The 16,792-nt window shown below is 59.3% G+C and carries 12 protein-coding genes and 1 tRNA gene; 7 read left to right on the top strand and 6 right to left on the bottom strand.

Features of this window, described 5'->3' with window-relative positions; translation table 11 throughout:
• The first annotated feature begins 2 nt into the window (after positions 1 to 2).
• Positions 3 to 2,282, top strand: coding sequence for a glycoside hydrolase domain-containing protein (locus HWX74_RS12320; RefSeq protein ID WP_176013828.1), 2,280 nt, complete (start codon positions 3 to 5; stop codon positions 2,280 to 2,282).
• 60 nt (positions 2,283 to 2,342) lie between these two features.
• Here HWX74_RS12320 and HWX74_RS12315 read toward each other — a convergent pair whose 3' ends face one another.
• A complete protein-coding gene (locus HWX74_RS12315; RefSeq protein WP_176013827.1) occupies positions 2,343 to 3,362 on the bottom strand; it encodes a hypothetical protein in 1,020 nt (339 codons plus the stop codon).
• A gap of 196 nt (positions 3,363 to 3,558) precedes the next feature.
• Here HWX74_RS12315 and HWX74_RS12310 point away from each other — a divergent pair, with 196 nt between their 5' ends.
• Positions 3,559 to 5,355, top strand: coding sequence for an L-fucose isomerase (locus tag HWX74_RS12310; protein WP_176013826.1), 1,797 nt, complete (start codon positions 3,559 to 3,561; stop codon positions 5,353 to 5,355).
• Between the two features lie 207 nt (positions 5,356 to 5,562).
• Here the strand turns inward: HWX74_RS12310 and HWX74_RS12305 are convergent, their stop codons facing one another.
• Both HWX74_RS12305 and HWX74_RS12300 read right to left on the bottom strand, forming a co-directional pair.
• A complete protein-coding gene (locus HWX74_RS12305; protein WP_176013825.1) occupies positions 5,563 to 8,178 on the bottom strand; it encodes a family 78 glycoside hydrolase catalytic domain in 2,616 nt (871 codons plus the stop codon).
• A gap of 115 nt (positions 8,179 to 8,293) precedes the next feature.
• Complete coding sequence (locus tag HWX74_RS12300; RefSeq protein WP_176013824.1) at positions 8,294 to 9,124, bottom strand: A24 family peptidase; 831 nt, start codon at positions 9,122 to 9,124, stop codon at positions 8,294 to 8,296.
• A 183-nt stretch (positions 9,125 to 9,307) separates the two neighbouring features.
• Between HWX74_RS12300 and HWX74_RS12295 the strand changes: the two genes are divergently transcribed.
• From HWX74_RS12295 to HWX74_RS12275, 5 genes are all read left to right on the top strand, one after another.
• Positions 9,308 to 9,928 (top strand): hypothetical protein, encoded by a 621-nt coding sequence (locus tag HWX74_RS12295; protein WP_176013823.1) that lies wholly within the window; start codon positions 9,308 to 9,310, stop codon positions 9,926 to 9,928.
• Between the two features lie 221 nt (positions 9,929 to 10,149).
• On the top strand, positions 10,150 to 11,172 hold the full coding sequence (locus HWX74_RS12290) for a MoxR family ATPase (RefSeq protein ID WP_176013822.1): 1,023 nt from the start codon (positions 10,150 to 10,152) through the stop codon (positions 11,170 to 11,172).
• Positions 11,173 to 11,244: 72 nt separating this feature from the next.
• Positions 11,245 to 12,126 carry a DUF58 domain-containing protein gene (locus HWX74_RS12285; RefSeq protein WP_176013821.1) on the top strand — a complete coding sequence of 294 codons (882 nt, stop codon included), beginning with the start codon at positions 11,245 to 11,247 and terminating at the stop codon, positions 12,124 to 12,126.
• A gap of 17 nt (positions 12,127 to 12,143) precedes the next feature.
• A complete protein-coding gene (locus tag HWX74_RS12280; protein WP_176013820.1) occupies positions 12,144 to 13,160 on the top strand; it encodes a hypothetical protein in 1,017 nt (338 codons plus the stop codon).
• Complete coding sequence (locus HWX74_RS12275; RefSeq protein WP_176013819.1) at positions 13,157 to 14,188, top strand: VWA domain-containing protein; 1,032 nt, start codon at positions 13,157 to 13,159, stop codon at positions 14,186 to 14,188. The genes HWX74_RS12280 and HWX74_RS12275 overlap by 4 nt, the downstream gene beginning before the upstream one ends.
• A 71-nt stretch (positions 14,189 to 14,259) precedes the next feature.
• Here the strand turns inward: HWX74_RS12275 and HWX74_RS12270 are convergent, their stop codons facing one another.
• The 3 genes from HWX74_RS12270 to HWX74_RS12260 form a co-directional block, all read right to left on the bottom strand.
• Positions 14,260 to 14,577 carry a hypothetical protein gene (locus tag HWX74_RS12270; protein ID WP_176013818.1) on the bottom strand — a complete coding sequence of 106 codons (318 nt, stop codon included), beginning with the start codon at positions 14,575 to 14,577 and terminating at the stop codon, positions 14,260 to 14,262.
• Between the two features lie 307 nt (positions 14,578 to 14,884).
• Positions 14,885 to 14,971, bottom strand: a tRNA-Leu gene (locus HWX74_RS12265).
• A 101-nt stretch (positions 14,972 to 15,072) separates the two neighbouring features.
• Positions 15,073 to 16,761, bottom strand: coding sequence for a SulP family inorganic anion transporter (locus HWX74_RS12260; protein WP_176013817.1), 1,689 nt, complete (start codon positions 16,759 to 16,761; stop codon positions 15,073 to 15,075).
• Between the last annotated feature and the right edge of the window lie 31 nt (positions 16,762 to 16,792).

Here is a 16,792-nt window from a genome sequence, read left to right as displayed (position 1 = left end):
GCATGATGAACTTATTCCATTGTCTGTTGGGCGGCATCCTGTTGGGCGGCGGCCTGCTCGCCGCCGCCGACAGCGAAGTGTTCCCCGCCAATATGATGTGCAAATACACCCGTGACGCCGATGTGCAGGGAACGCCCGCGCCGGTGGAACTGACGGCGCTCGGCAACGAATCGGAGGCCTTTCAACTGATTTTCAAGGCGACGGCGGATCCCTTGCAGGTGACGAAGGTGGCGATGAGCGCACTGGACGGCCCGGACGGCCGCCAGATCACGCCCGAGGCGATCCAACTGCGCAAAGCCCATTACATCTGCTGCCGGGAATTCATCAAAACGCCGACCTGGTATCCGGATGCCCTGCCTGCTTATGGCGGCGAATCTTTTACGGTGGCGCCGGGTATGCTGCAGAGCATTTATGTCGATATCCAGGTGCCGAAAGATACTCCGGAGGGAATTTACCGAGGGGAAATTACCGCCGACGTGAACGGCAAAACTCATGCGACGCCGGTTTCCGTCGATGTCCGTCCACTGAATCTGCCCGATACGCCGACGGCAGGGAGCGCCTTTCCGATCTGGGGCGGCGAACAGCTTGCCGCGCCGTACGGGCTCACTCCAGATTCGCCGGCGTTGCAAAAACTCTATGAACGCATTTACGATTTCATGCTCCGCTACCGTTTGCCGCCGGATGATTTGCCGGTACCGCTGGATTCGCCGGCAGCTGAGAAATATTTGAACAATCCGGTTGTCAACAGCTTCCGTATTCCGTACGACCCGGCCAATCCGCAGCGTTTCGTCGAATTGTGCGATTGGCTGCGGCAGAAAAATCTGCTGGACAAAGGTTATGTCTACACGTTGGATGAACCGCCCCGGGAACGCTATCGGGAATGTGCCGATTACGCCGACGCGCTGCACAAACTGGCGCCGGATGTCCGTTTCCTGCTGACGATCAACAATGGCACCGCCGAGGAACTGGAAGGAAAGGTCGATATCTGGTGTCCGATAGTCGCCGGTTACAATCCGAATTATTACCAGCAGCGGCAGGCGCGCGGCGAGCAGGTGTGGTGGTATACCTGTGTGTTTCCGCCGCCGCCCTATCCGGGATATTTCATCAACGATGACGGCATCAGCCCGCGGATGATGTCGATTTTTCAAGCCAAGTACGGCATCGAAGGTACTTTGTATTGGGCGATCAATATCTGGAAAAAATGGGACCCGGTCCAGGAAAAATATATCGAACGGGACCTCTGGAACGATCCGGCGGCGTTTCCCGGCGCCAACGGCGACGGCTACCTGATCTATCCGGGCGAGACGGTCGATGACGACCCGGTGCCGACGATCCGGCTGGAAATGATCAAGCAGGGCCAGGAAGATTTCGATCTGCTGACGATGTACAAAGAGGCTTGCCGGCGGGTGCTGAGAAATTTGAAGCTCGATCCGGGTTTGGCCGAACGGCGCATATTCGAGGTGACCAATCGCTCCGCGTCCGATCTGGCCTCATTCAACCGGGAGATCGAAACGCTGGAGACGATGCGGCTCGATGTCATCAATGAACTGACTGCGATGGCACAGGGCGGGCCGGATGCTTTCCTGATCGCCTCCCAGGCGGAAGGGCTGGTGCCGAAAGGCACGCTGCTGCAGTACCAGGTGGTCGCCGAACCGGATTGCGACGTGGTTGTGCAGGCGACTGACCCGGCTACCGGCGCCGAACTGGAACTGACCGGAGATGCGGCGGCGTTCCAGTTGCCGGTCGAGCAGCCGGTTCGGCTGACGGTCACGGTACGGAAGGAAGGAAAGGAATTGAAATTGTCGCGGCAGTACTGGCCGGACAGCGGCCGGCAGCGGCATGAGACCGTTTTCAGTTTTGCGGAGGAATATTACCGGCCGTGGCAGGACTCAGCAGTGACGATGTTCGATTTGCCGGGTAGCGTGATCAAAGGGTTCCGGTTCGATACGACCACCGAATTTCCGAATGTCCGGCTGAAATTGACCGGCGACACCGCCGAATACCGCTGGATCCAGCTCACGGTGTCCAATCCGATGACCGAGGCTACTTCGGCCATGCTGAAGCTTCACGGTCCCCGGGGTGCCGTCGACGGTCTGCAGCTGCAACTGGAAGGACAAGGCCGCGCCGTGTTGGCGTTTCCATTCAATCCGACCGGCACCGCGCCGGGAGAAGGATTCAACGAACTGGAAATCTGGATGTTTCGCGGCCGCACGGCCAATGAAATTGTCATTGAACAGGTGAAATTGTTCCGTGAAAAGCCGGAAGGAGACAATCTGTTCTGAACGTGAAAAAAAATCCGTCCGCCGAAACCTTTTTCGGCGGACGGCGTTTCTTCCGACGGCTCAATCGCCGACAGCAGGCAGCACTTCTTCGAGTTCATCCTCAGTAATCTCCGGCGGCGGATTCAACACCCGGTCGACCCGGTCGAAAAATTCACCGTCGCTGCTCCGCATCGCGCTTTCCAGCATTTCGATCCGCAATTCGTCCGGGACGAACTGCAGCTCCTGCTGGTGTTTGTCCAGAAAGACATAATTGCTGAAGTACAGCGCCGCGCCGTTGAGAATTTTTTCGGCATCCGCCCGGGTATCCTCCTGTTCCATCATCGTCTTCAGCGCTTCGGCATTCAGCGCCTTGACCAATGAAAACGTCGAATAATGCCGCAGCATCAACGCCGGAATGTATTCGAACTGAACGTGCATCGCCCACAGATGCAAGCCGCTGCCGTACCAGCGCAGCAAAGCGCGCAGCCGTTCGTCGCGGTCCTTGTAGGCTTTTTTCATCAGAGCGTGGTACTGCTCCTGAAAAATGCCGCGGGCAATCTGCGGCATGACCGGCTTCAGAATTTCCGGCGTTTCCGCCTCCCACGCGCTGAAGTTGTCCTTCAACTGCTTCTGCCACTGCTCATAACGGTCCAGTTCTTCCCGCGGCTCCTTGACGCCATGCTCCGCCAGAAATTCAACCAGGCCGCGGCCGTTCAGCAGCAGACCATCGCCCGGCCAGTAGCTGCCGCCCCAGCGGACCGCCCGGCCGTGGTGCATGCCCAGCACCGCCAGCAACTGATTGCCCTTGTAAAACTCAAGGCTGGGATTGCCGCAGCAGCTGCAACTGAAAAAACCGGCCTGCTCATTGACCGCCAGCAATTTGAACAACTCCCGCAACTCCGCCGATCCGCTGATTTCCGCCAGCGTCACCTCCTCCGGCGGCACCCGGTGGCAGGTGCCGCCGCTGCGCACCCGCACCCGGTCGGCGGCGGTGATGACAGACTCCAACATCGTATTCATCGAACCGACCGCGCCATCCGCCGCCGGCAGCGACATTCCGATTCCAATGATAACCAGCACTATCCGGTACAGACGTTTCATATATCCCCCGATCATCGTCAATCATTCGTTCGTCCAATATAATCTGACGGCGGCTTTTCGCAAATAAAGTTGTAAAAAAAAAGATTTCCATTTGTAAAAAACCGCTGTCGCCCTTATATGTAGTTTGACGTGAACAAATGAAGAATTTTTAAATTTTTCAGCGTATTTTCAACCAATCGTCAGGAGAGTGCAAATCATGAGCAGCCCAAATGTCACATTGCGCAATCGTCTCAACGGTGCGTTGCCGAAAGTCGGGATTCGTCCCATCATCGACGGCCGTCGCAAAGGGGTGCGCGAATCGCTGGAACAGCAAACCATGAACATGGCGCTCAAAGCCGCCGAACTGATCACCGGAACCCTGCGGCATTCCTGCGGCCTGCCGGTCGAATGCGTCATCGCCGACAGCTGCATCGGCGGCGCGGCGGAAGCGGCGCAATGCGCGGCGAAATTCGCCGACCAGCAGGTCGGTCTGACGCTGTCGGTGACGCCGTGCTGGTGTTACGGTTCGGAAACGATGGATATGGGCGACTGGCCGAAAGCGGTCTGGGGCTTCAACGGCACCGAACGGCCGGGCGCGGTATATCTGGCGGCGGTGCTGGCAGCCCACAGCCAGAAAGGCAAACCAGCGTTCGGCATCTACGGTCATGATGTCCAGGCGGCCGACGATCCGAGCATTCCGGCCGATGTCGCCGAAAAAATCCTGCGCTTCGTCCGGGCCGGTTTGGCGGTGGCGACGATGAGCGGCAAAAGCTACTTGTCGATCGGCAGCGTGGCGATGGGCATCGCCGGTTCGATCGTCGACTGCAATTTCTTCGAAAATTATTTGAACATGCGCTGCGTGTCGGTCGATTCCAGCGAGATCATCCGGCGGGTCAACGAGCATATCTACGACGCCGACGAATACGCCCGGGCGCTCGAATGGGTTAAGGCGAACTGTCCGGAAGGGACCGATTACAATCAGCCGTCCGCCCGCAAGAGCGCGGAACAGAAAGCGGAAATCTGGCGCTATTGCGTCAAGATGATGATGATCGCCCGCGACCTGATGATCGGCAATCCCAAACTGGCGGAACTCGGTTTCGGCGAAGAGGCGATGGGGCACAACGCGCTCGCCGGCGGTTTCCAGGGCCAGCGGCAGTGGACCGACTTCATGCCGAACGGCGACTTCATGGAAAGCATGCTCAATTCCTCGTTCGACTGGAACGGCATCCGCGAAGCGTTCGTGCTGGCAACGGAAAATGACGCGCTGAACGGCGTCGCCATGCTGTTCGGCCATCTGTTGACCGGAACCGCCCAGGGATTTTCCGACGTCCGGACCTATTGGAGCCCCGACGCGGTGGAAAAAGCGACCGGTTACCGGCCGGAAGGCATGGCGGCCAACGGCTTCATCCACCTGATCAACTCCGGCGCGACAACCCTGGATGCGACCGGACGGCAGGAGCGCGACGGCCGGCCGGTGATGAAACCATTCTGGGAAATCGGCCAGTCGGAAGTCGACGCCTGCCTTGAGGCCACCCAATGGTGCCCCGCCAATACCGGTTACTTCCGCGGCGGCGGTTTCTCGTCGCATTTCACGACGCGCACCGGTATGCCGATCACGATGAGCCGGATCAATTTGATCAAGGGACTCGGACCGGTATTGCAGATCGCCGAAGGCTGCACGGTGGAATTGCCGCCGGAAGTCCACGAAAAGCTCAACCTCCGGACCGATCCGAGCTGGCCGACCACCTGGTTCGTGCCGCGCCTGACCGGCCAGGGCGCTTTCCGCGGCGTTTACGAAGTGATGGCCAACTGGGGGGCCAACCACGGCGCGTTCAGCTACGGTCATATCGGCGCCGACCTGATCACGCTGGCGTCGATGCTCCGGATTCCGGTCTGCATGCACAACGTGCCGCCGGAAACGATCTTCCGGCCGAGCACCTGGGCGGCTTTCGGCATGGACCCGGAAGGAGCCGATTTCCGGGCCTGCCAGACCCTCGGGCCATGCTACAAATAAATTAACGCCGTGTGCAGGTTTTTTCATTCCGCTTGAGGTGGCCGACTATCACTTCGCGATTTCAGCCGGCCGGCTGGTCTACAGGAATAGCCGTCCGGTCAGGCCGGGCGGCTTTCTGAACGTTTCCCGGGACCGGCATTTTGCGGGCCGGTTCCGGGAAGTCTTGCCAGGAAAGAGTTCGGCGCCGACAAAGCGGGAGCCGCCCCTCTACCACTTCCGGCTGAAATGATGGACGCCGGAGCCGACTTCAATACCGGCCGGTTCACCGGCAATTTTCACAGTTCTGCCGTTCCATTCCGCCTCGGCGGCCCGGCCGGGCAACACCACCAACGCGGTCGTGTTGACCGGTATGGTCAAATTGAGTTCAAACGCCCCTTCCCGGTTACGCCAGGAAACTCCGATGAGACCCTGCAGCGAACGGTAGTGTCCGGCCGCCCACTCGACTCCCGGTCCCGGTTGCGGCCGGAGGCGGACCCGGCCGAAGCCCGGTTCCAGCGGCTCGATGCCCAGTACGACCCGGTAAATCCATTCGACGCAGGCGCCGTAGGCATAATGGTTGAAGGAATTCATCTCCACCGGACCGAAACCGTTTTCAAGCGTATAGCTGTTCCAGCGCTCCCAGATCGTCGTCGCGCCCTGGTCGATCGAATACCCCCAGGATGGAAATTCCCGGCTCTGCAGCAGTCGATAGGCCAGCGCCGTCGCCCCGATCGCCGTCAACCCCGGCAACAGCACATTGACGCCGAGGAAGCCGGTCGCCAGCCGGTTGCCGTTACGGGCCAGCGCGGCCAGCAGATGTTCTCCGGCCGCCTGCCGTTGTTCCGGCGTCAGCAGATGAAAACAGATCGCCAGCAGATAAGAAGTCTGGGAGTCGCTGCCAACGGTGCCGTCGGAGGCGACAAAACGGCGTTGAAATGCCGCGCGAAGCCGTTCGAAAAGCGTCCGGAACTGCCGCGCCTCCTCCGGTTTGTCCAGCGCCGCCGCACTTCGCGCCGTCAAATCGGCGGCCCGGGCCAGATAGGCGGTACCGATCAGCGATTTCGGTGTTTCCTCTCCAATCGCCAGCCAGTCGCCAAACCCTTCGTCCGGCATAATCCCGTCCTCGCTTTGGTCCAGGCAGAAACGGATATGCTTCTTCATCGCCTCATAACTGATTCGCAGAAATTGCCGGTCCGCATAAAACTCATACATCGTCCACGGCACGATCACGCCGGCCTCCCCCCACCCCGGCGACCACCAGTCCGCGTATGGCGCCGGCGCCATATTGGGAAAAGCGCCGTCCGGCTGCTGAGCATCGACCAGGTCGACGATGTATTTGTTGAACAACCGCGCCGTCTCCTGGTTGTAGCTGCCGGTCCGGACGAAAATCTGGGTGTCGCCGGTCCAGCCCATCCGTTCGTCGCGCTGCGGACAATCGGTCGGAAGTTCGAAATAATTGGATTTCTGCCCCCATAACGTGTTGAGAAAAATCCGGTTAATCAGGCCGTTGGAACATTCGAAACCGCCGGCGGGCGGTAAATCGGAACCGGCGACAATGCCGGTCAGCTCGCCATCGGCCGGCCAGCCGGTCACTTCGACGTAACGAAAGCCGTGATAGACGAATTTCGGCGCCCATTCCTCGACACCGCCGCCCCGGCAGATATAGATGTCACAACTGCGGGCACTGCGCAGATTCTCGCGGTAAACCGTGCCGTCGGCATTGAGCATTTCACCGAATTTCAACTCGATTTGCGTGCCGGGCGCAGCAGACACCTTCAAACGCGCCCAGCCGGCGAAATTCTGGCCGAAATCGAACACTTTCACGCCAGGTTTCGGCTCGGTCACCGCGACGGCGGGCAATTCCGCCAGCACTCTGACCGGAGCGCCGGCATAGGCGGACAATTGCGGCGCCACCTCGCTGCCGGTCACCGCCGACGCCCAATTCCGGGCATCGAATCCCGGCGCATCCCAGCCCGGCATCGCCAGCCGGGCGTCGCAGGTCTCCCCGTGCTGCATATCCGCTTCCAGCTCCGGCCCGGTGCTCACGAACCAGGAAGCATCGCTTGCAATCCGCTCCGTCCCGCCGTCCGGATAAAACACCACCAATTCCGCCCGCAGCCGGGTCTGCCAGCCGTAAAACCCCGGTCCGAGATTGCTGATATTGCCGCGGAACCAGCCATCGGCGACGATGCCGCCCAGCACATTGCACCCCGCCGTCAACTGTTCACTGACATCGTAGGCCTGCACATACGCCCGCTGCCGGTAATCGGTCCAGCCCGGCAGGAAATATTCGTCGCCCAGCCGCCGGCCGTTCAAATGGCCCTCGAAAATACCCAATGCCGAAAAATAAACGACGCCGCGGACCGGCTGACGGGCCAGAACGAATTCCTTGCGCAAGTAGGTCGCCGCCGGATAACTCCGGTTCTCCTGCCGGGACGATTCCGGCATTGGCCGGCCGATCCACTCCCCGCCGATCGTTTCACCGTTCAAATAGCCGCAACTCCAGCACTGCGTTTCGCTCCACCCGGACACGGCATCATTTTCATCCCAAACCCGCACCCGCCAGAAAACCCGCTGATGCGAACGCAATGGTTTGCCGTCATAAAGCACCGCATTGGTCTGCGAGCCGGCTACTTTGCCGGAATCGAACAGCGAGTCGGGCGCCGCCGCCGACTCCCCCGCCGTCACCTGCCAGGCGGTCTGGCGCCGGTTGGCATCGTGTTCCGGCGGCGCGCTCAAACACCAGCTCAACCGCGGCCGGGCGGCATCGACGCCCACCGGCGCAGCCAAATATTCACAACGCAAATTTTCCGCCCGCAAATCGGATTTCAGCCGCTCCGCCATACGCTTTTGTGCTCCTTTTTCAGCCCTGTTGACTTCTCAGTAAAAAAAAAATCGGCATTCCGCCTCACCGAAACGCCGAATCCTCCCATGCAATCTCATGCTGTCATCCGGCGACTTACCTGACCAGCAGCAATTCGTAACAGTACCGTCCCAGCGTCATCCAGACGTAGACGCCCACCGCCAGAAACGGCGCGAACGGCACCGTCAAACGTTTCCAATCTTTCCGGCTTTTCCACTGCCGGATCATCAGGCCGATGCCGTACAGCGTCCCCAGAAAAGAACCGACCGTCAGCGTCACCAGCGCCCCCTGCCAGCCGGTCGCCGCCGCCACCGCGGCGATAAATTTGACATCGCCGCCACCCAGCGCTTCCGCTTTGAAAATCCGGCGGCCGAGCCAGGCCAGCGCCGCCATGACCGCCCAGGCCGCCAGCCCCGAACCGATCGACCATACGGCCGCTGCCCAGCGCGAATCCTCTTGCCACCAGGCCGGTTCCAGCCAGGCGACCAGCACGGCGAACACCATCATCGGACAGGTCAGTTTGTTGGGGATCAAGCGGTGCTCGACATCGATGAACGCCGCCGGCAACGCCATCATGATCAAACCGGCGCTCAACGCCAGCGCCGGCAGCGGCAGCGGCAGCTCCGCCGAGACCGCAAAAGCGCCGACAAACAACAGCCCGGTCAACAATTCCACCAGGAAATAGCGGATGGTGATCGGCTGGCGGCATTGGCTGCATTTGCCGCGCAGCCCCAGATAACTGATCAAAGGAATGTTTTCATACCATCTGATGTGGTGACCGCACTTCGGGCAATGCGACGGCGCGAACACCACCGATTCCCCCAGCGGAATCCGCCAGATGCAAACATTCAGAAAACTGCCGATGCAGCAGCCGAACACCAGGGCGAATCCCAGCCAGACCTCATACAAACCGTTATCCCAGGGCATAATTGAAGACGACTCCGAATTTTATTGATGATTTTTATTCCCACTCACTATAGGGTTCTGACCGCCAAAGATCAAATGCCGCGGCAAAATTACGCGAAAAAATACCGGTTCCGGCTTGCAAATGCTTCTTTTTGTCATTATAATGGCGCTGGGATTATCGACCATTCATTCGGGAGGTCCGCAATGTCTTATGGATTGAATGAAATATCGCAATTCTGGCAGCGGGAGCGCCGGCGCCAAATCGGTCTCGGCATTCTGGGCGGAGGGCTGGCAATGATCGGTTGCGCGGCGGTGTGGCTGCCGGTTCTCTTCCTGTCCGGCCGGCTCATACGCCATCAGTATCCGGTCGAACCGGCCGAAAACTCCTGGCTGACGCTCGGTTTGAATTTCCTCCTGATCACCGTTTTTTACCTGTGGTACAAGAGGAAGTACGAGAATGACGATTCCTTTGTCACCTCGCCCGAGCCGTTGTTTCGGCCTTACCCCGGCAACCTCTCCGGCGGAGGACTGGTGATCATCCTGTTGCTGAGTCCATTTTTATTCTTCACGGCCCTGCGGGCCTGGCGATACGCGGTGCGCTGGCTGTTCTGCGACAGCCGGCGGTGCGCCAGGCTGCTGCTGCATCTGGCCAACGCCCCCGGCCAGGTGCCGCTGGACCAGCTCGAAGAATATTCCGCCGTTCTGGCCGATTTTCAACTGCTCGACGGCGTCGTTCTCCTCCGGCGACCGCCGGCCGGTCTGGCGCTCAGCGATAACCTGCGGAACAAACTCCGTGACTTCCGCCGCGAATCGGCGGATTTTTGAAAAAAAGATTTGCATAATCGGCCGGCCGGTGGTATTATTTTTTTGTTACAGGAGAGAATCATCGATTGCGTAAATAGAATTTTCCGGCCGTTTGCCTGAGAATCCGGCTGTATTTTTCAAAATGCCGGAGTTGCGGGTGAACGCGGCAGGATTTGCCGTTGTCTGGAAAAAAATATGATTCTCTGGTTTCCGGCATAAAAATTTTACAGGAGGAAATGATTATGCAGCAATATGACATTCAGCAACTGCAAGCCGTCGTCCAGGAAAAATCCGCCTTTCTGCAGCCGTTGAAAAGTGAACTCGGCAGGATTATCGCCGGTCAGGAACATCTGCTCAACCGCCTGCTGCTGGCGCTGGTCGCCGACGGCCACGTATTGCTCGAAGGTGTGCCGGGGCTGGCCAAAACGCTGGCAGTCAAAACGCTGGCGCAGGCCTTGAACGGCAGTTTCTCCCGCATTCAATTCACCCCGGATCTGCTGCCGGCCGACCTGATCGGCACCCGCATCTACAATGCCGACGAACACTCCTTCAGCACCAAGCTCGGTCCGGTGTTCGCCAATATCGTACTCGCCGATGAAATCAACCGGGCGCCGGCCAAGGTCCAGAGCGCCCTGCTGGAGTGCATGCAGGAAAAACAGGTCACCATCGCCGGGGAAACCTTCCAGGTGCCGCAGCCGTTCCTGGTCATGGCCACCCAGAACCCGATCGAACAGGAAGGCACCTATCCGCTGCCGGAAGCCCAGGTCGACCGTTTCATGTTCAAACTGAAAGTCGATTACCCGAAGCGTAACGAAGAACGCTCGGTCCTCGAACGCATGGCCCACCCGTCGCTGACTCTGGCTGTCCAGCCGGCCGCCAAACTGGAAGACGTCATCGCCGCCCGCCAGTGTGTCGACCAGATTTACATCGACGAAAAGATCATCGAATACATCCTCGACCTGACCATCGCCACCCGGCCCGGCCACCTCGACGAACTCTCCGAGCGTCAGAGCGGCGCCAAACTGGATCAACTGAAGGAATTCATCGATTTCGGCGCTTCGCCGCGCGCCGCCATCGCGCTGGTCATCGCCGCCAAGGGCATGGCCTTCATGGCCGGACGCAGCTACGTCATCCCGCAGGATGTCAAGGACGTCGCGCCGGACATTCTCCGCCACCGCGTCATCTTGAGTTACGAGGCGGAAGCGGAAAATCTGGATTCCGACGCCGTGGTCAAAATGCTGCTCGACGAACTGCGCACGCCGTAGTGCGAACCGCCTTCCCGGCGACGGGAAACCGGGCCGTTTGCAGCTTTTTAGTCCGCAAGGAGGAATCTTTTCATGTTACCACCTGAAATATTGAAACAAATCCGAAAACTGGAGATCCGCACCAACCGGATGGTCGACGAGATCATCGGCGGCGCCTATCACAGTGTTTTCAAAGGGCGCGGCATCGAATTCGACGAGGTGCGGGAATACTCCAGCGACGACGACATCCGCGACATCGACTGGAACGTCACCGCCCGCATGGGCGTACCCTATATCAAAAAATACGTCGAGGAACGCGAGCTGAACGTGATGCTGCTGGTGGACGTCTCCGGCTCCAGCTCCTTCGGCAGCCGGGACAAGTCCAAACGGCAGCTATCGGTCGAAATCGCCGCCATGCTGGCCTTCAGCGCGATCGGCAACAACGACAAAGTCGGGCTGATGCTGTTCAGCGATCAGGTCGAGCTCTACCTGCCGCCGCGCTCCGGCCGTAAGCACGTGCTGCGGCTGATCCGCGAAATGCTCGCCCACCAGAGCAGCCACAGCGGCACCGATCTGAATTTCGCGCTGCAGGAGACCATCCGGATTTTGAACAAACGCAGCGTCGTTTTCCTGGTCAGCGATTTTCTCGATGAAAATTACGAAGTGGCGCTGAAAATCGCCAACCGCAAACATGACGTCATCGCCGTACGCGTCACCGACCCGTGCGAAACGGCCTGGCCGCTGCATCTGGACGCCATGCTGGAAGATGCCGAAACCGGCGAACTGGTCGCTTTCGGCGGCAGTGCGCGGCACCGGCAGACCTTCGCCGCCGCCGCCGCCGCCGAACAGGCCGCCCAGAAAAAAGTCTGCGACCGCGCCAAGGTCGACCTGATCGACCTGCATTGCGGCGAGGACCCGCTGCGGCCGCTGGTCGAATTCTTCCAGCGGCGCCGGCGCCGGCAAACCCGACGGTAGGCAGGAGGTAAGCCATTATGACAGCCGATTGGAAAAGAAAATTATTGAAATATGCGTTGCTGCTGCTGGGAGCGGCCGTCCTGTTGATCGTCGCGCTGGCGGTCACGTATGCGGTCAACTACTACCGGGACAAACCGCTTTCGGTGACGACGGCGGTCGAAATGACGCCGGGAACCGACGTCACTCTCGGCGAACCGGTCAGCGGCAGGGTCGAACTGCTGGCTCCCTGGCATCTGCGGCCGGTGACCGCCGAGGTCGTTCCCGGCGCCGGCGCGACGCTGGTCAACCAGCCGACCATCGAAAAGACCGCCCGGCAATGGGGCAATACAGTCTGGGAAATCACCTTTGAGCTGAAAACCTACCGGACCGGGGAAATTCCGGCCGGCAGCCTCAAGATCATGCTGGCCAACGACCGCGCCGACAGTTCGCAGCCGGAAACGATCACGCTGGAATTGCCGGCGCTGCAGTCCGAACCCAGACCGGTTGCCAAAGGCGAAGCGTTGTCGCTGGCCGGCGAACTGGCGCCGGAAACGGAAAGCAGCGGAATTTCCTGGCGCCTGCCGGCGGCGGTCATCGCTTTGATCATCGTTCTGGCGTTGCTGGCGTGGCTCCACTTCCGTCGCCGGCAATTGACCGAACGCATCCTGTCGCCGTGGGAACTGGCGCTGGAAAAACTTCATTCGCTGCGCGATTACCTGCACAGCCGGGACGCTGATTTGTCCGGCGGTTTCGGGATGCTGACCGATATCGTCCGCAATTATCTGGAACAGCGTTTCGAGTTGCCGGCTACCCGGCAGACCACCGGTGAATTTCTGCAGAGCATGGAACGCAGCGATTCGCCGCTGCCGGCCGGACAGCAATACAGTCTGCGCGAATTCATGCTGGCCGCCGATCTGGTCAAGTTCGCCAAAGCCGCGCCGGACGTCCAACTGCTGAACCAGGCGCTGGACAAGGCGGAACAACTGGTCGACGCCACCCGGCCGGCGCCGGAAGCGGAAAACCCGGCCAATGGGCCGGAAGGAGGTCAGGCATGATCAGTTTCGCTTATCGTTATGTGTTGCTGGCCCTGCTGCTGCTGTTGCCGCTGTTCTACTACCTCTGGCACTACCGGCCGATGCCGTCGTTCCGGATTTCCAGCGTCAAGGCGTTTCAGGCCGCCGGCGGCCGCCGGCGTCATCCGGCCGGCTGGCCGTTCTGGTGCAGCCTGTTCGGCGCCGTTTTGCTGATCGTCGCGCTGGCCCGGCCCCGGATCGGCGACGAAAAAGTGGTGATCAAAGCCGAAGGCATCGATATCGTCCTGGCGCTGGATTTGTCCGGCAGCATGCAGGTATTCGATGTCCCGACCAACATCACCACCACCGAGCAACTGGTCCGGGCGATCAACAACGGCAGCGTCAAAAACCGGCTGGAAGTGGCCAAGGAGGAGCTCGGCAAGTTCATCGACAAGCGGGTCAACGACCGGATCGGCCTGATCGGCTTCGCCGAACAGCCGTACAACATCGCGCCGCCGACGCTGGACCACGCCTGGCTGCTGGCCAACCTGAAACGGCTGGAGCCCGGCGCCATCGGCAACCGGACCGGCATCGCCGGACCGATCGCCAGCGGCACCAAACGGCTGGAAGACAGCGATGCGCCGCGCCGCGTCCTGGTGCTGTTCACCGACGGCAGCAACAATGTCGACAACCGGATTACGCCGCGCCAGGCCGCCGAGCTGGCCCATAACAGCAATGTGATCATCTATACGGTCGGCATCGGCAGCAACAACGCCTACGCGATGCAGGAGCTGTTCGGCCAGATGCGGTTCGAACCGGCTCCCGACCAGTTCGACGAGGAGTTGCTGCAGGATATCGCCAAGATCTCCAACGGCAAATACTTCCACGCCGCCGACGCCAAGGGCTTCGAAGAGGCGATGAACGAAATCAGTCAACTGGAAAAGACTTCGTTCGAGCAGCCGAAATATGTCGAATACAAGGAGTTCGCGCCGACGCTGGCGTTGATCGGCGGCTTGCTGATCCTGCTGGGCTTCCTGGCTGAACACACCTGGAAATTGCGCATTCCCTGAACCCGACCGCCGTTCCCCCCGGCTCGCGGGCGGAACGGCGCATCGTTGCTTACCTGATTGCCTCCATGCGATCAGAGCTTTTCCTGTTTGTCCGGCGTATGGAATTCGACCCAGACCGATTCGGCGCCCCGCCGCCCGAAAGACTCCTCCGGAACGATTTCCAGCCGGTAATCACAGTTGCCGTCGAAATTTTCCCCGGGCACCGTGACGCAGAGCGGATCCGCCACCCGGTCCAAACCGCGATAAAAATCGGAAAAGAACTGAAACTCGCCGGCCGGAAGCCAGGAGCCGGCCGCCGTTTTCTTCCACACCTTTGCAACATAGGTGTGAACAAAATCATCGTGCCGCGCCGCCTCGATCGTCAGAGTGAAATTTTCAAACGGCACCACCGGAAAGGCAACGGCAGCCCCGGCTCCCGGCGCAAAATCCGGCGCCGGACATCCGGCGCTTCTTCGGGTTTATTTCGCTCCGGTCAGACTGAATATTGCACGAAACGTTCAGGTTAAATCAAATTTTCAATTGTGAAGACGATTTATGCAGAAAAATGAGGATGGGAATTTCAAAATGTGTAAAATTTATGAAGATTTTTTACTGGTGTACTTTCAACACATCTATTGTACTTTATCAGCCTTTATTATCCTCTATCTACAAAAAAAAGACTTACAGTATTTTTTACTGTAAGTCATTGATATTCATTGGTACCGAAGGTGGGACTCGAACCCACACGATGTCGCCATCACCAGATTTTGAGTCTAGCGCGTCTGCCAGTTTCGCCACTTCGGCTCGTCAAGCCCGGATAAGCCGGTTGACCTGATTACATTACTGCCGCCGGATGAATTTGTCAAACCGGACTTATGAAAAAAATCGGGAAAATCACCGGGATTTCAAGCTCGCCGCCCGGCCGGAAGCTCCTTCAATAATATTCTGGCCCGCTCCAAAGCCTTGTCGATATGCGGACAGATATTGTCCGCCCCGATTCCTTCGCTCAGGCCATAATGCGCCAACGCACACATCGGCTGCGAATCCGGCCGGACGCCGGAAAGAATCAAAATAATATTGTCCTTGCGGCACTGTTTCAAAAAGTCCGCCAGCACATTCAAGCCCGTCGCATCGATGGCCGGCACCTGCCGCATCCGTAAAATAATGACCCGACTCTCCCGATGGAAAACTGCCATCACCGCATCTTTGAATTCATCAACCGCACCGAAGAAAAACGGTCCCTGCACTTCAAACACCACGACATGCTCCGGCACTTCCCGGCCGGCGATCGCATCCGGATCATCCGGGTCCGACAATTTATCCGTCCCCAGTTCTCCGGTAATCGCGCTGACATTGGCGATTTCCGCCATCCGCCGGATAAACAGCAGCGCCGCCAGCACCACCCCGACTTCCACCGCCGCCACCAGATCCACCAACACCGTCAGCAGGAACGTCGTCAACATCACCACCCAATCACTCTTCGGTCCGCGGAACATCCGCAGAAAAGTATGATATTCACTCATATTGTAACAGACCACCATCATGATGCCGGCCAGCGAGGCCAGCGGAATCATTCCGGCCTGCGGCGCCAGCAGCAATAAAATCCCGGCCAAAGTCACCGCATGGATCATGCCGGCCACCGGCGTCCGGCCGCCGCTTTTGATATTGGTGGCGGTCCGGGCAATCGCGCCGGTGGCCGGAATTCCGTTGAACAAAACTGCGCCGATATTCCCCAGGCCCTGAGCGATCAGTTCGGTGTTCGGGCGGTGCCGGTCACCGGTCATGCCGTCGGCCACCGTCGCACTGAGCAGCGATTCAATCCCGGCCAGCAGGGCAATGGTAAACGCCGGCATGATCAGTTGCAGCAGGGTGCTCCAGTCCGGAAAAGCCAACGCTGGTTCCGGCAGTGTACGCGGCAAAGCCCCAAACCGCGAACCGATGGTTTCGACCTCCAGTCCGCAGCCGGTCGCCAATACCGTCGCCGCCAGCATGCCGATCAGCATCGCCGGCCAGCGCGGCAGGAAGCGCCGTACCAGAACGATGACCAGAATCGTCGAGGAACTGACTGCCACAGTCGGCCAGTCGATCCGGTGGAAATTGGCGGCATAACAGCCGACCCGACCCCACATATCCGCCGGCAGGCCGGTCAGCTTCAACCCCAGCAGATCGTTGACCTGAGTCATGAAAATCACCACGGCAATGCCGGAAGTGAAACCGGTGGTCACCGGAAACGGAATGAATTTGATCAACGCCCCCATGTGGCAGAGGCCGAACAGCACCAGGATCACACCGGCCAACAGAGTCGCCATCAGCAATCCGGCATCGCCGAATTTCAGATAGATTGACGAAATGATGACGATGAAAGCGCCGGTCGGTCCGCCAATCTGTACTTTACTGCCGCCGAACAACGAAATCAGAAAGCCGGCGACGATGGCGGTATAAATCCCCCGTTCCGGTGAAAAGCCGGACGCAATGGCAAACGCCATGGCCAGCGGCAGCGCCACCACTCCCACTGTGACACCGGCGAACAGATCGCTGGAAAATTTCTGCCAGGAATAAGATTTCAATTCGGAAAAGCTGTAAGGATGAAACATGTCGACAACCCGCAATAAAACAAGAATTCCA

It is taken from the genome of Victivallis sp. Marseille-Q1083 (assembly GCF_903645315.1).
In the GTDB taxonomy this organism is placed as follows: Bacteria; Verrucomicrobiota; Lentisphaeria; order Victivallales; family Victivallaceae; genus UMGS1518.
The sequence above is the reverse complement of the archived record's forward strand: the minus strand, read 5'-3'. Positions and strand labels throughout refer to the sequence as shown.

Bases quoted from the DNA above. Each gene is read 5' to 3' on its own strand.
- HWX74_RS12260 (WP_176013817.1), bottom strand. From the start codon at position 16,761: ATGTTTCATCCTTACAGCTTTTCCGAATTGAAATCTTATTCCTGGCAG.
- HWX74_RS12310 (WP_176013826.1), top strand. From the start codon at position 3,559: ATGAGCAGCCCAAATGTCACATTGCGCAATCGTCTCAACGGTGCGTTG.
- HWX74_RS12305 (WP_176013825.1), bottom strand. From the start codon at position 8,178: ATGGCGGAGCGGCTGAAATCCGATTTGCGGGCGGAAAATTTGCGTTGT.
- HWX74_RS12275 (WP_176013819.1), top strand. From the start codon at position 13,157: ATGATCAGTTTCGCTTATCGTTATGTGTTGCTGGCCCTGCTGCTGCTG.
- HWX74_RS12320 (WP_176013828.1), top strand. From the start codon at position 3: ATGATGAACTTATTCCATTGTCTGTTGGGCGGCATCCTGTTGGGCGGC.
- HWX74_RS12290 (WP_176013822.1), top strand. From the start codon at position 10,150: ATGCAGCAATATGACATTCAGCAACTGCAAGCCGTCGTCCAGGAAAAA.
- HWX74_RS12280 (WP_176013820.1), top strand. From the start codon at position 12,144: ATGACAGCCGATTGGAAAAGAAAATTATTGAAATATGCGTTGCTGCTG.
- HWX74_RS12285 (WP_176013821.1), top strand. From the start codon at position 11,245: ATGTTACCACCTGAAATATTGAAACAAATCCGAAAACTGGAGATCCGC.
- HWX74_RS12315 (WP_176013827.1), bottom strand. From the start codon at position 3,362: ATGAAACGTCTGTACCGGATAGTGCTGGTTATCATTGGAATCGGAATG.
- HWX74_RS12300 (WP_176013824.1), bottom strand. From the start codon at position 9,124: ATGCCCTGGGATAACGGTTTGTATGAGGTCTGGCTGGGATTCGCCCTG.
- HWX74_RS12295 (WP_176013823.1), top strand. From the start codon at position 9,308: ATGTCTTATGGATTGAATGAAATATCGCAATTCTGGCAGCGGGAGCGC.